Origin of the sequence: Acidiphilium rubrum, assembly GCF_900156265.1 — a bacterium.
Taxonomy (GTDB): Bacteria; Pseudomonadota; Alphaproteobacteria; order Acetobacterales; family Acetobacteraceae; genus Acidiphilium; species Acidiphilium rubrum.
Window position 1 is genome coordinate 1 of the sequence record NZ_FTNE01000046.1, and the last position, 13,258, is coordinate 13,258.

Annotated in this window: 13 protein-coding genes and 1 pseudogene; 3 read left to right on the forward strand and 11 right to left on the reverse strand. The window is 60.3% G+C overall.

Annotated features, from left to right (window positions below):
- From BW994_RS17780 to BW994_RS17790, 4 genes and pseudogenes are all read right to left on the reverse strand, one after another.
- Positions 1 to 222, reverse strand: a pseudogene (locus tag BW994_RS17780) (IS256 family transposase); the annotation flags it as partial.
- Positions 223 to 342: 120 nt separating this feature from the next.
- Positions 343 to 471, reverse strand: a complete 129-nt coding sequence (locus BW994_RS20325; RefSeq protein WP_408736047.1) for a hypothetical protein — start codon at positions 469 to 471, stop codon at positions 343 to 345.
- 51 nt (positions 472 to 522) lie between these two features.
- Positions 523 to 2,949, reverse strand: a complete 2,427-nt coding sequence (locus BW994_RS17785; RefSeq protein ID WP_029314175.1) for a YbcC family protein — start codon at positions 2,947 to 2,949, stop codon at positions 523 to 525.
- Between the two features lie 18 nt (positions 2,950 to 2,967).
- On the reverse strand, positions 2,968 to 4,527 hold the full coding sequence (locus BW994_RS17790) for a proton-conducting transporter transmembrane domain-containing protein (RefSeq protein WP_029314174.1): 1,560 nt from the start codon (positions 4,525 to 4,527) through the stop codon (positions 2,968 to 2,970).
- A 107-nt stretch (positions 4,528 to 4,634) separates the two neighbouring features.
- On the opposite strand from BW994_RS17790, the gene BW994_RS17795 reads away from it, so the two are divergent.
- The gene (locus tag BW994_RS17795; RefSeq protein WP_029314172.1) at positions 4,635 to 5,516 is read left to right on the forward strand and encodes a LysR family transcriptional regulator; all 882 of its coding nucleotides are present in this window, start codon (positions 4,635 to 4,637) and stop codon (positions 5,514 to 5,516) included.
- A 44-nt stretch (positions 5,517 to 5,560) separates the two neighbouring features.
- Here the strand turns inward: BW994_RS17795 and BW994_RS17800 are convergent, their stop codons facing one another.
- The 7 genes from BW994_RS17800 to BW994_RS20600 form a co-directional block, all read right to left on the reverse strand.
- Positions 5,561 to 5,992 carry a hypothetical protein gene (locus BW994_RS17800; protein WP_029314171.1) on the reverse strand — a complete coding sequence of 144 codons (432 nt, stop codon included), beginning with the start codon at positions 5,990 to 5,992 and terminating at the stop codon, positions 5,561 to 5,563.
- A 118-nt stretch (positions 5,993 to 6,110) separates the two neighbouring features.
- Positions 6,111 to 6,524, reverse strand: a complete 414-nt coding sequence (locus tag BW994_RS17805; protein ID WP_139334208.1) for a CCDC90 family protein — start codon at positions 6,522 to 6,524, stop codon at positions 6,111 to 6,113.
- A gap of 39 nt (positions 6,525 to 6,563) precedes the next feature.
- Positions 6,564 to 6,779, reverse strand: a complete 216-nt coding sequence (locus BW994_RS17810) for a hypothetical protein (protein WP_029314168.1) — start codon at positions 6,777 to 6,779, stop codon at positions 6,564 to 6,566.
- Positions 6,761 to 7,111, reverse strand: a complete 351-nt coding sequence (locus BW994_RS17815; RefSeq protein WP_029314167.1) for a hypothetical protein — start codon at positions 7,109 to 7,111, stop codon at positions 6,761 to 6,763. The genes BW994_RS17810 and BW994_RS17815 overlap by 19 nt, the downstream gene beginning before the upstream one ends.
- A 17-nt stretch (positions 7,112 to 7,128) precedes the next feature.
- A complete protein-coding gene (locus BW994_RS17820) occupies positions 7,129 to 7,380 on the reverse strand; it encodes a hypothetical protein (protein ID WP_029314166.1) in 252 nt (83 codons plus the stop codon).
- A 98-nt stretch (positions 7,381 to 7,478) separates the two neighbouring features.
- Positions 7,479 to 7,952: a single-stranded DNA-binding protein gene (gene ssb, locus BW994_RS17825; RefSeq protein WP_029314165.1), complete on the reverse strand. Its 474-nt coding sequence runs from the start codon at positions 7,950 to 7,952 to the stop codon at positions 7,479 to 7,481.
- A gap of 762 nt (positions 7,953 to 8,714) precedes the next feature.
- Positions 8,715 to 8,951 carry a PIN domain-containing protein gene (locus BW994_RS20600; RefSeq protein WP_408734961.1) on the reverse strand — a complete coding sequence of 79 codons (237 nt, stop codon included), beginning with the start codon at positions 8,949 to 8,951 and terminating at the stop codon, positions 8,715 to 8,717.
- A 648-nt stretch (positions 8,952 to 9,599) separates the two neighbouring features.
- On the opposite strand from BW994_RS20600, the gene BW994_RS17830 reads away from it, so the two are divergent.
- Together BW994_RS17830 and BW994_RS17835 are read left to right on the forward strand one after the other, a co-directional pair.
- Positions 9,600 to 11,570, forward strand: coding sequence for a primary-amine oxidase (locus BW994_RS17830; protein ID WP_051657572.1), 1,971 nt, complete (start codon positions 9,600 to 9,602; stop codon positions 11,568 to 11,570).
- Positions 11,571 to 11,641: 71 nt separating this feature from the next.
- Positions 11,642 to 13,069 carry an APC family permease gene (locus BW994_RS17835; protein WP_029313326.1) on the forward strand — a complete coding sequence of 476 codons (1,428 nt, stop codon included), beginning with the start codon at positions 11,642 to 11,644 and terminating at the stop codon, positions 13,067 to 13,069.
- Positions 13,070 to 13,258: the final 189 nt, after the last annotated feature.

Genomic DNA, 13,258 nt, shown 5'->3' on the forward strand with positions numbered 1-13,258 from the left:
GATCGACCCGACCGGGGTATCGATCCGCTTGGGCTTGTAGCCATTGGCGTAACCCTGACGATCGGGGTTGCGCTCGTAGTGGCTGGCGTGAAGGAAGCGTTCGCGCTCGATCTGCATGGCGAGTTCGAAGGTCCTGGCAAACACCGTGGCGATATCGCCTGCGCCGTTTTCGATCAGATGTTCCAAAAGTGCCTCGATAATCGTATCCTTTTTGGCGTCCATTCATCGGTCTCCATGTTGGTGTGAACAACTGCATGGAATACCAGAATGAACAGCCCTTGCCGGGGCATGCCCCGGCAAGGGCACCAACTCCCAACCCCAAATGAATTTCCAGACGTCAGGTTACACCACCCGAGTCTCCTTTCCGGCCGAGAACAGCATCACCGGGTTTCGCGCCTGTGCAACCACTTCACGGATAATGTGGATGGCCTCTGATTCCAACGCGGCAAGATGGTTCGGGGCTCGGGTCATGACCTTGGCTCCCGACCGGAATCGACGCCGAAGGGCGGGCGCTGCATCGTGTCAGACCGCCATTTCGAGAGGCTGCGATGCGTGAGAGGCGTCGCGGTCTCCCGTCGCCGACCATTTGAGATCGCCCGCATAACGCCAGGCCATGCGCCCAGCCTCGTCCAAGGCGAAAAGGTGCAGCCAACCATTGTCGAACAAGGCGCGCACGCCGGCGTGCCGGCCAAGGATCTCCGACATCGCTTGGCGCGGTGCCTCGATGCAGACGGTCAGGCGCAGCGGATCGTGCGCGTAGCGCTCGCCGTCATGCACCGATTGCCAGGGCAGGCCGACGCGCAAAAGCCCGCCATTGCCCTCAACCACACCGATCCCGCCGGTGACGTTGTGCAAAAGCTTATTGCCGCCCCCGAAAACATCCGGCGCGACGGTCGAGCCATAGTACTGCAGGCTGATCCAGCTCGCCACGACGACCGGAGCCGTCAGGATCAGCTCGAGAACGCCGAAGCTCTTGTCCTGCTTCCAGTCGTAGTCATGCAAGAAGGCGCGGCCTTGCAGACTCTTGCCGACCGTCCGCCTGCGCGGGGCGGCGATGAAGGTTTGGCATCCGGCGAGCGCCCATTCGGGTCGGATTTCGGACCAGTCGCGGCTCCTGCGATGAAGAGCGGCCTCGCTTGCGGCCCGCGGCAAGCGAAGGGCGCGTTCGGTCCGGGCGATCTTGCCCGCCGAAGCCAGCCAGGTTCTCGCTTGCTCGAAGTCGACCCTGTGGTCGGCGAAGGGATGATCCTCGTGATAGAGGGTCACGTCGTCCGTGGTGGTGTCGTGGAGCGCCGCCACGAACAGCGTGTCGTCCGGAATTTCGACTCCATTCCGCGAGAGCCCCTCTCTCACTTCAGCATCGTTCAGCAGCGAGGCCAGCAGCCGAGCGTTGACCTCTCCGGAATAGCCGCCGCAGGCTCCGCAATGCAGGGCGCTGGCATGAGGATTGTTGACGACGTTGGCGCCGTGACCGACCAGCAGCACCAGCCGCGCGAAATCGCGGGTCAGGGACATCGCCCGAAGCACGGTCTCCGCGGTCTTGATCTTGGCCGCCGCATCTAATGCCGGATCAAGCCGAGGCGGCGGGTCGCTTGGCGGTCGAGCGTCCTGCAGGCCCAATGCATCGGTAAGGAGCTTGCCTACATAGACGGGGCCTGTCGCCTCGACGAAGGCGAAAGATGAGACGGCGGCGAGCTTGAACCGGCCCCAGGCGCGTTTTGCGCGTGCCTTGAACCGCGAGGCCTGGTCCTTTGCATGGACGTCGGCTCCGCCAGAGCACGACCTGAGTGCGGGATTGAGCAGAACCGGGAGGCGCCTTTCTTCTACGTCCGAGGCGAACCGCCGGTGCGCGGTGGTCAAACCGAAAAAGCCCGCGAAGCCCATCGTCTGGATCCGGGGATCGAGGCTTTCCAGCGCCCGGCGGAACACCTCCGAACGAACATCGATGCAAAATGCGGCCTGGAGCGCGGGGCGGTCATTGAGCGCTTGCGGTGCGTCTCCCGCCAGTAACTGCGCCAAAGCCCGCTGCGCGGAACGTTCGGCGGCCTCCTGCAGGATGGCGTCGATGGTGCCATCGCGTGTCGGCGCAACGGGCGCCGCATGTGCCGTCCGCACGCTGGCCCAAGCATCGGCGATCACGGCGCCGTAGCGCAGAAAGAGCGCTTCTTCCCAGATCAGCCGGATGGCAAGAAAATCGGTGATTGTCTCATCCGCGCCCCCGGCGAGTTCGGCCTGCCATAGCGCGTAGCGGGCGTACTGCGCCCAGCCGCCGAGCGTCATGAGCATCTGGTGGAAGTAGGTCTCAGCGGCGTCCGCCTCCAATCCTAGCCGGGCCACGATCCGTTCGACCACCGCCGGAGCGGTTTCCGGGGCCTCCGATACATGAAGGGCGAAGTTGGACAGCCCGGCGATTTCGGGAGTGAGGTCGTGGGTGGCGATTGCCCGCCAGGCGGCATAGGCGCCCTTGCCTCTCGGTGCGCGCCACAGCGCCTGTCCTTCGTCGAAATAGCCGGCGGCCCAGGCTCCGAAGCGTTCGGCGATGATCCCCGGCCAATCAACGCCAGATGCGCGCGCAGCAAGTTCGGCGATGGTCGCAAGAGCTTTTGGCGGCGGCGTTGCTACGCTGGCCGCGGCTTTGAGAGCCGAGACATCGACTGCCATCGACCCGATTGACGCGTTCGCGATCGCCGCATCGAGATCAGCATCGCTGATCGCGCCCGTTGCGATTTTCTGAACATACCAATTCCGGGGCATGGTTACGGCGGCGCCAGCGACCCTTGCGAGCCGCGCGCCGACCTTGGTGAGGGGCTCGTCGGTTTGCCCAAGAAACGGATTGACCGCGACGCTGGAAGCCAGAGGCCAGGCTGGCGGCACAGCGCGGGCGGCGCGATCCATGGCCAGCGTCAATGCTTGCGGGGCGGGCCAGGTCGAGAGGATGTCGGTGGTCATGATTGCTTTCCTGACGGGTTAGGACGGGCTACGGATGGACCAGGCGCCGATCAGCCGGTCGAAGACCGCGTTGGCGTAAAGTCCGTTCGAAAGATGCACGCGCAGGCCAGCGGCCGCGGGGTGGTTGGCCCAGAGGGGAAACATGGCCTGCACGATGGCGACGATGCCGAAGCTTGAGGCCGTCAGTGCGATCAGCGCCCACTCGAGCGGACCAGGCGCCGGCGGCGGCGGTAGGACATTCACGGTGATCGAGGTCGCCGCCCACTGAAGGGCGAAGTAGCCGACCGAGGTCGCCACGGCATAGACGGCCGTGCGCCGTGTCAGCGCTCTCGGCGCCGCGTCGGCGAACCCTTGCGCCAGCATGTAGGCGACGCCGAAGATCAATATGGCGCCGAGCGCGATCGCCTGAGGCGACTTGTGTTCGAAGCCGAAGCAAGCTCCGACAAGGGCATAGATGGCGAGCGCCGACAGAAAGGCGCGCGCCACGGCGCCGGCCTTTGGCACGGCGACCGGGCCGGGCCTGCGGATCGCAGCCACGCGCTCAACGGCGCCGCCGGAGGCGAGGAAGGAGTGCGCCTTGTAGAGCGAGTGGGCGACGATGTGCAGCAGCGCCAGCGGGAAGAGCGCCAAGCCGCACTCGAAGATCATGAACCCCATCTGGGCCACCGTCGACCAGGCGAGCGAGGTCTTGACCGCAGGCTGGGTCAGCATGACCAGACTGCCGAACAGCGCGGTGAACCCGCCAATCATGACCAGCGCGGCAAGCACGCCGGGCGCCAGCAGCATTACGTCGGCAAAGCGGATCAGCAGAAAGCCGCCGGCATTGATCACGCCGGCGTGGAGGAGCGCCGATACCGGCGTCGGCGTCTCCATCACCTCGGTGAGCCAGCCATGGGCGGGAAACTGGGCCGACTTCAGCACTGCGGCGATCGCCAGTAAGCCGGCAGCGGCGGTGGCGAGCCCTCCACCTAAACCCAATTTCGCAGCGGCAAGAATGGCCCCAACGTCGGACGTCCCGTAAGCGGCGGCCAGCAAGAACGCGCCACCGAGGAGCGCGGCATCGCCAAGCCGCGCGGTGATGAACTTCTTCCGCGCGGCCCGCTGCGCGGCGATGCGCTGCGGATAGAACAGCAGCAGCCTGTGCAGAAACAGGCTGGTGGCGATCCAGGCGATCACCAGCTGGAACAGATTGCCGGCGGTCACGAGCAGCGCCACGGACGCCAATGTCAGGCAAAGCCACCCGGTGAAGGCGCCTTGGCGCGCTTCGCCGTCCAGGTAGGTCCGCGCGTAGCGGACGACGATCCAGCCGACGAACGTCACCAGCACCAACATGGTCGCGCTGACGGCGTCGAGCCTGACCGAAGGACCGAGTCCTTTGAACCCGAGCACGGGACTTTCGACGGCGCCGAAGAGGATCAGGCCCCCGGCTGACAAGATCGCCGCAAGCAACGCGAGGAGCGAAGCGGTTTCGGCCAGTAAGGGGGTGAGTTTCGGCCGCCGACCACGATCGAGGAAGCCGATTGCTCCGGCGAGAAGCAGCGGAACGGGCGCCAACAGCGGCGCGAGGAAATGCTGCACGAGAGCCCCCTTCAAAGACAATGACTGTTCGGGGGCGTTCGTACCCGATCACGAAATCCAAAAATAATTCATTGTTTCGACGAAGCCGTTCGTTTTAATAGAACGATATGAGAGACCTGAACTACAATCACCTACGCTACTTCTGGGTGGTGGCTCACGAGGGCAGCCTCACGCGGGCGGCCAAGCGCATGAACCTGTCCCAGTCGGCTCTTTCTGTTCAAATTCAGAAGCTTGAGCACCAGATGAGCCATCCGCTTTTTGAGCGCGTCGGCAGGAAGCTTATGTTGACGGAAGCTGGCCAGATCGCGCTCGAATACGCCGACACGGTGTTCAAGGCCGGCGACGAACTCATGAGCACCCTGCGGGGACAGCCGCTGGCTACCCGTCAGGTTCTCAGCGTCGGCGCGCTAACGACGCTCTCGCGAAATTTCCAGCTCGAATTCCTCCGGCCCTTGGTCGGCCGATCGGATGTCGAATTGATCGTCCGCTCAGGCAACATTCGCGATCTGCTCACGCAATTGGAGGCACACGCCATCGACGTGGTCCTGGCCAACAGCGCCGCGCCGCGCGACGCTCGCTCGTCATTGCGCAACCATTTGCTCAACGAGCAGCCCGTGAGTCTCGTTGGCCATCCGCGTCCCGATCGCCGCAAGTTCAAATTTCCCGATGATCTCCGGTCGGAACCAATTCTTTTGCCGAGCCTGGACAGCGATATTCGCGTCGCCTTCGATCGGGTGCTCGAGCTAGCCGGGATACGACCCATTATCCTGGCCGAAGTCGACGACATGGCGATGCTGCGTCTGCTCGCCCGTGAACGAGAGGGCGTGACCCTCGTGCCTCCAATTGTCGTCCGCGACGAGCTCGACGGGGGAGTCCTCATCGAGCACTGCCGGATACCCGAGGTCACGGAGACGTTCTACGCCATCGTGCAGAAGCGGCGGTTCCCCAATCGGCTGCTGAGCGAGCTTCTCCCGGTCGGGAAGCTCTAGAATTTCCGCCATGCCGGTGATGATTGGGAGTTCCGATGCGCCGCTCATGCCGCTTTCCTGAGCGAGCGGCGGCGATGCCCGCGGTTGAGAAAGCGCTCGACCAGGTGAGCGGCGGGGTGATCGGGATAGGTGGGCCATGCCCGATGATGCCCTTCGTCGTCGGCAAGTTGGAGAACGCGGACGGTGACGATCTGCCGTCTGCCGGTGCGGAGGGATCGGACGATTGCGAGGTCTGAGCGGCCGGCGATGTAGAGATTCTCCCATCGGCCGGTGTCGGGATTTCGGCGGGCCGCGGTGTAGACCCCATTGAGGAAGGCTTCGACGACCCATGGGTTGCGGCAGATCGATGCGCCGCGATAGCGATCGCGCCACCAGCCGTCATCCTGAATGTAGTAGATGTTGCCGACGGCAATGGTGCCGATGCGCAGCGGGTTGTTCCCGCCCATGAAGCGGGACGCGAAGTATTGGCGAAGCATGGGATTGACCTTTCGGGCATGCGACAAGGGCCGGATCAGGCCAGCCTGTCCGGTTCAATCGGTCGCAGAGGATGTGGGATGTGGTTGAGATCAGCCCTGGAAGGGGCGGATCATCGGATCAGTGAAATTTGAGAAGCAGGCCGATGATGGCGAGGCCAAGCGTTCCGAAGCCCAGGATGCTGCCGACAGTCCATCGGAGGTTGGAATTCAACCCTGTTTGCAATTCAGTCCGAACGGACTGGACTTCTGTATGCAGTTCGGTCCGAACTGATTGAACTTCGACGCGAAGGTCGGAGATCGACTTGTCTGTCGCATCGAATTTGGTGGCAATGGCTTTATCGGACGCATCGAACTTGGTAGCGATCGCGCGAAATCCTTCGCGCATTTCCGTGGCCAAGTCGCGAACCATAGCCTTGACCTCGCGGATCTCGTATTTCAGTTCCGCGGCCGAGTGCTCGAGGATGGCAACACGGGTTTCCATCTCATGAGGGTAGTCTGGGGGGCTTTGTTTTTCAACAGGTGAATCAGGCATGATCTCTCCTATCACATTGGAGGGTGCGGATGAAGGCGCTCAGATGTCGAGCGACATTTGCAGCGCGGATGGAACGGCCATCATGCCGCCGCTGCCGAACTCGTAACGGCAGCGTTCAGCGAGAGTTTCGAGCGCCTGGTTGGTCAAAGCATGCAGACCGAGTTCAGCGAGGATGTCGCAAGCGATATTGAACCCCTCATCCTTGTTGCGGGCACAGATCGCCTCGATATCTTCGATCAGCTGGTGGCGGGGCATCGCTCGAGCTCCTCCATTTTCATGTAGGTTTCCTGTCCCAATTCGTGCCTCTTCTGTGCCGCGTCGTAGCCATAGGGCTTGCGGCAGCCTTTGGCGAACGAGACCGAGATGTAGAACGACTCTTCGGGGTGGGCTTGGTGAACCGATTTCCCGAAATCGGCCACGGCGCTGCGGATGTCATTGACGCTGCTGCCCACCTCGATCGTCTTGCGATCAAGGGATTTTCCCATCAGCGCGAGGGTCATGCCGAAGCGAGTCTTATGGCCGGGAATGGTCTTCAAGGTAATTGTGCAGGGCATTGGATCGATCCTTTCTGGGATGTGGCCGGGCATCACCCGGCCGGGGAAAATCAGGTGGCGTCGGCAGTGGACCGCCGGGCTGCGGTGAAGCCGTAGGCGAACGCGAAATCCGCGCTGCTATCGATCAGGCGGGCGCCGATCATGGCGGTGGTGCAGAACCGACGCAGATCGCCGACAGTGATGCGGTGTTCGCTCCACGATATGATGACGTGATGGTCGGGGTAGCGGTTGACGTTCAGCAGATTGGCGAGATGCCGGATTTCGGCTTCGGTCACGAAACCTGGTGCGATGGCGTGAGCCATGGTTGTCTCCTGTCGAGGTCGGGGGAAGAGAGGGGAACGCACGGGCGATCGGCGTGTGGCCGATCGCCCGCTCTGCATGGGTCAGTGGACGGACGAGCCTAAAACGGGATCTCGTCGTCGAGATCAGCGCCCATACCCGGTGTGAAGCCACCTGTGGCTCCGGCGGTCTCGCGCTGACGGGGGGTAGCGGCGCGCTCGCTGCCCTGTTGGCCAGCGCGGTTCGGCGAGCCGAGCAGGATCAGCTGACTGTCGTAGCCGCTCAGGACGATTTCGGTCGTGTAGCGTTCGTTCTCGTTCTGATCGACCCATTTCCGGGTTCGCAGCGTGCCTTCCACCAGCACCTTGTCACCCTTCGCGCAGTATTTCTCGATTACCCCGATCAGGCCCTCATTCCACACCACGATCCGGTGCCATTCGGTGCGTTCCTGCCGGTCGCCGCTGTGCTTGTCGGTCCAGCTTTCGCTCGTCGCCAGCGACATCGAGGCGACTTTCCCGCCCGACTGGGTGCTGCGGATTTCGGGGTCTTGACCGAGGTTTCCGATCAGGGTGACGCGATTCATTGATCCGGCCATATTCAGTCTCCTGTTTTCATTTCATCACTCAGGAGGCGGCTGGCCCTTGCCAGCGACGTCCCTCGTGTGCGGTCCAGGAGAACCGGGCCGGGCGGACGGTCAGGGCAGAGGGCGCTCTATCGCGCCCGAACCGCTCTTGGGCGGCGCGAGCCCTGGCGAGCGGCCTTGACCGGCTGGCCGGCCCCGGTTCAGACCGCACAAACACGAGGGCGCGCATGGCAAGGACAGTTGACGACTGCGCCGACGGCGCAGTTCGTTGGTTTTAAAGTTCGTTTGATATTTTTGATTGTTACGGTTCGTTCGAGTGTAATTTGGTGAGAGGATGATATCTCAGCGCGATCTGCAGGTGCTGGCAGGAGTGGCGGATTATTTTCTGCTGGTTGGTGATTATCTTCGGGGTGCGACCACCGAGGTAACGCACGAAGCGTAAAAAGTGCCGAAAGTCGATTTTGCAGGTGTCGAAACTATACTTCATCTGAATGATTGAATGCCATACTCCGTTCCGGCTTCGGCCCACATATCAGGGGTTCAGACCGGTCGCCCCGCCCAAATCACTACTGGCACTAAAAAATATAGGGGACCGCGCCCACCGATGGATGAACCGTCGGCTATTCGGTGACTGTCGCGAGAGTGCGGCAGTTCTTGCGACGTGCAAATCAGACGACACTACGTTCGTCAAAATCGTGACCAGCTAAAGATCGCAGAATATATCTTATGGAAAATTGTATCTCTTCTTATAGATTTTTTCAGCGTATTTTTGAATCACGATTCAGGCGTAGGGTTGAAAGGATTGAGTGTCTTAACTCTGAATTTCGCGAAGTTCTTGCCATTGCGTGTCACGACAGTGGGATTGTGAGTCATCGCACTCGCTGCAATCAAGCTGTCCTCGATCAAGCCATCGCTTTGCCGATGCATTAGTTTCGCCCAGCAGCGAAACACCGGCCCGTTGATCGGCACGACATTGTAGGAGTCCGCCAGCTGATCGAGACAGGTTTCGATATCGACCGGAACTCATCGCGCGATAAAACGTCAACCTTCAGCACAAAAGAAGACCAATGAGCGGAACAGATCGTGAATATATCACTGGTCCAATAATGTTCCTCAATCGAGCGAAAGACCATCAACCAACAACAAGCCTAACTCCCTTCCACTCGACGCAGGCGCGGCAAAGCCAAGAAGGCGCCAAGGTCAGGAAAATGCCCCCGGACGAGTAAGGTGATCAGCCGATATCGGCGCAGGCGTAGCAGTTGATTTCAGTATCGGCCGCGATTTCGACGAGCTTCGGTTTGGTCTACATGGTTTTGTCTCGCGCCGCTGAATATATTGCGAAGAAATAATAAGCTCCGAACACTGGCGTAATTATGGGCGCCGAAATCGACAGCCCGTTAACGGCAATCGGTGCATCAAAAAACACCGAATACGGCCATACTATGTTTATAAGATCCACCGGTGAAATATGACGGATGATCCGATTATTTATTGGGCGCGTTGCCTATAACGTCCCTATTTGTGCCTATGTTTTACTCACTTTATCACGCGTGCTGTCATTTTAGCCGTCCTAAGGATTTTTTTGTTGCATCTTTCCATTCGTTATAGCTACGGTCGAAGTTAACGGGATCTCAAGTCTAATTTGTAGACAGGAAAGTTATGGACGACGTAACATTGGTCTCTCAACAGTTCGCTCAGCGTACCAAGTATCGGGCACCGTCGGTCGACCACCCAATGACCCCGCTGAGCGCCGCCGAAATCATGGCTGTTGTAGATATCATCCGAGCAGATCAGCGGTTTGGCAACTCGGTTCTGTTTGAAACGATCGAGTTGTTCGAAGCCCCAAAGGAAGCTCTATCCGCTTGGTATGACGGTGCCGAAGTACGGCGGTCCGCTCGGGCGGCGGTGTTCCGCAATGATGAAAACGGCGTCTGGCGACTCACGATCTCACTCGATCCGCCGGCGGTCACCGCGTGCGCCTTCGTCGAAGATGCACGGCCTATGATACAGCTCGAACAATTCACGGCGATCGAGTCGATCGTCCGTGCTGATCCCGCATTCATTGCTGCCTGCGCCGCTCGCGGGATCCATGACATGAGCTTGGTCTGTGTCGATCCATGGTCGGCAGGCAATTTCGGAAAAGCAGACGAGGAGGGCTTGCACCTCTCCCATACCTTCTGCTGGCTGCGCACCCGCGAGAACGACAATCTCTACGCCCATCCGATCGCCGGATTGAATGCCGTGGTCGATATCAAGCGCGGTACCGTCCTGCGCATCGACGATCACGGCGCGCTGCCGGTGCCGATGGCCGAGGTCAATTACGAGTCTCAGTTCCGCGAGCATTTCCGGGCGCCGCTCAAACCTCTCGACGTGGTGCAGACTGAAGGTGCAAGTTTCACCCTCGATGGCCACGCGCTGACCTGGGATAAATGGTCTCTGGTAATTGGCTTCAATGCGCGTGAGGCGATCACGCTCCACGACATTCGTTATGATGGTCGCAGCGTGATCCACCGTGCCTCGCTTGCGGAAATGGTGGTTCCTTACGGCTCGCCTGATCCCGGCCATGCGCGAAAGAACGTGTTCGATATCGGCGAATATGGCCTCGGCAAACTGGCCAATTCCCTCAAGCTCGGTTGCGACTGCCTCGGCCATATCGCCTATCTCGACGCGCATGTGAACATGATGAACGGCTCGATCTATACGATCGAGAACGCGATCTGCATTCACGAGGAAGACAGCGGCGTGCTTTGGAAACACTGGGATTTCCGCACCGACCGTGCCGAAATCCGCCGCGGTCGGCGGCTTGTGGTCTCGTGTATCTGCACCGTCGGTAATTATGAATACGCGTCCTACTGGTATTTCCGCCAGGACGGAGCTTTCGAGTTCGAAATGAAGGCGACCGGCATCATCAACACCACCGCCTGCGTCCCGGGCAAGCCTTCACGTTACGGCACCGAGGTCTCACCCGGCGTCGAGGGACATATCCACCAGCACGCCTTCTGCGCCCGGCTCGACATGGCGGTGGATGGACCGCGCAACACCGTGGTCGAGTGCGATACAGAGGCTGTACCGCCCGGCCCGGAGAACCCCTATGGCAACGCCTTCTTCGTCTCCGAACGGCCACTGCGCACCGAGGCGGAAGGTGCTCGACGAGCGGATGCTGCGCGCCAGCGTTTCTGGAAGATAATCAATCCGCACCAGCTCAACCACGTGGGCCGTCCGGTCGGCTACAAGTTGGAACCAACGCATACGATCACCCCCTATTTCGCCGATGCCTCGCCGTCAGGCCATCGCTCGTCGTTTATGCAGAACCATCTCTGGGTTACTGCCTACCACCCGGAGGAACGCTACCCGGCCGGCGAATTCATGAATCATTCCAACGGCGCCGGCGGCATCACTGATTTCATCGCGAAGAATCGCCCGATCGAGGATGCCGATATCGTGCTCTGGCATGTCTTCGGCTTGCATCATCCGGTCCGCACGGAGGATTTCCCGGTGCAACCCTGCATCAGCACGGGATTCACGCTGATGCCCAATGGATTCTTCGACCACAACCCCGCGATCGACTTGCCACCCGATACCAATCGCGCGAGCCGCCGCCATGCAACGCAGACGTGCTGCGGTGACTGACGATCCCCGCGGCACAAGAGCCGCCGAAAACATTGGCTTTCCATTACCCCCGCAATGCAGGAGATCTGGCGATGAGTCCGAATTCTGACTTAGTTGCAGCGAGTGATCTATCGGTACAATCGGCACCAGCGCAATTGCGCCATGGCACATTGTCGCTGGTGGAGACGGTCGGCCAATCGATCGCGAACATCGCACCGACTCTCACCCCGGCGCTGAACATCTCTGTGGTCGCGGGATTTGCCGGTGTCGATTCCTGGCTGTCGTACATGATCGGCACGATCGGCATCATGTTTGTGGCAGGGGGCATCGGTTCGCTTGCAGCACGCCACCCGCAGGCTGGGTCCTATTTCGTTTACATTGGTCGCACCCTCGGACCGTTCGCCGGGGGGCTCGCCGGGTGGTCGATGATCTTGGCCTATCTCGCCACCGGCGTGGCCGTGATCGACGGGGTGCCGATCTTCCTGAGCAATTTCCTCGCCGCCATCGGAATCAAGTCGACGATCGTGCCTCTCTGGGTGTTCGCGGTCGCGTTCTTTGCGGCGGTAACCTATGCCGCATATCGTGACATCAGGCTGTCATCGCGGCTCGGCCTGATCCTGGAGGCGATCTCGGTCGGCATTATCATCGTCATTACCGCAATGATAATCGGCATCCATGGCACCGTGATCGACCCGGTCGAACTCGATTTTTCCTCGATCAAATACGGTGCAGTGATGAACGCGTTGCCTTTCGTGGTGTTCAGCTTCGTTGGTTTCGAGAGTGCCGCGACACTTGCGAAGGAATCGAGCAACCCGGTCCGCAACATCCCGCGCTCAGTGGTATTCAGCGCGGCGATCGCCGGCCTGTTCTTCACGCTGATTTCTTACTTTATGGTCTTCGGCATCGATAACAATGCGGCTGCGATCGGCAATTCCGCATCACCTTTCACTGCGGTCACCGACAAGGCGGGTCTGCCCTGGGCAGCGGCCATCGTATACTTCGCCGCCCTGATCAGCGCCTTCGCCTGCGCGCTCGCTTGCGTGAACGCGGGCGCGCGAATGTTGTATTCGATGGGCCGCTACCGGTTCCTACATGGGGCGGTCGGCAAGGTGCACGACACCCATCAGACACCGCATGTCGCGGTGCTCATCTCGTCAGGTATCATAATGGCCGTGACCCTCGCGACTATGCCCCTCGGTTATCTCAACGCGTTCGGCTACACCGGCACGATTGCTACTTTCGGGTTCCTATTCGTGTATTTTCTGATTTGCATCGTTGCTCCGCTCGACCTTAAACGGGCTGGCCTAATGAAGACGAAGCACGTAGCGGTCGGCGTCATCGGCGTGGCGTTGATGGCCTTCGTGATCTTCGGTAGCATATTTCCAGTCCCGGCGTTCCCATACAACATTCTGCCTTATCTGTTCGTTGCCTATATGCTGGCGGGAGCGGGATGGTTCGTGATGCTTCGACGTAAATCACCACAAATACTCAACTCGATCGGGCTCGACATGGAAGGTTAGGTTGCAGGCTCGAAAGATGACTGACCGAAGTTGAGAAGGCTTGACAGTAACGCCACGATCCGGAGGCGATATCCGGTTGTGCTAATCTAAACCAATCCTAGCCCGCATTATGCATGAAGGTCGGCGAGCATAGCGTAAACCGTTGATTCGTTGTAAGTATTTGTTGTTGAGACAAAACTTCACCACGAC

Coding starts and splice junctions, on each gene's coding strand:
- BW994_RS20325 (WP_408736047.1), bottom strand. CDS start 471: ATGACCCGAGCCCCGAACCATCTTGCCGCGTTGGAATCAGAGGCCATC.
- BW994_RS17785 (WP_029314175.1), bottom strand. CDS start 2,949: ATGACCACCGACATCCTCTCGACCTGGCCCGCCCCGCAAGCATTGACG.
- BW994_RS17795 (WP_029314172.1), top strand. CDS start 4,635: ATGAGAGACCTGAACTACAATCACCTACGCTACTTCTGGGTGGTGGCT.
- BW994_RS17800 (WP_029314171.1), bottom strand. CDS start 5,992: ATGCTTCGCCAATACTTCGCGTCCCGCTTCATGGGCGGGAACAACCCG.
- BW994_RS17805 (WP_139334208.1), bottom strand. CDS start 6,524: ATGCCTGATTCACCTGTTGAAAAACAAAGCCCCCCAGACTACCCTCAT.
- BW994_RS17810 (WP_029314168.1), bottom strand. CDS start 6,779: ATGCCCCGCCACCAGCTGATCGAAGATATCGAGGCGATCTGTGCCCGC.
- BW994_RS17815 (WP_029314167.1), bottom strand. CDS start 7,111: ATGCCCGGCCACATCCCAGAAAGGATCGATCCAATGCCCTGCACAATT.
- BW994_RS17820 (WP_029314166.1), bottom strand. CDS start 7,380: ATGGCTCACGCCATCGCACCAGGTTTCGTGACCGAAGCCGAAATCCGG.
- ssb (WP_029314165.1), bottom strand. CDS start 7,952: ATGGCCGGATCAATGAATCGCGTCACCCTGATCGGAAACCTCGGTCAA.
- BW994_RS17830 (WP_051657572.1), top strand. CDS start 9,600: ATGGACGACGTAACATTGGTCTCTCAACAGTTCGCTCAGCGTACCAAG.
- BW994_RS17835 (WP_029313326.1), top strand. CDS start 11,642: ATGAGTCCGAATTCTGACTTAGTTGCAGCGAGTGATCTATCGGTACAA.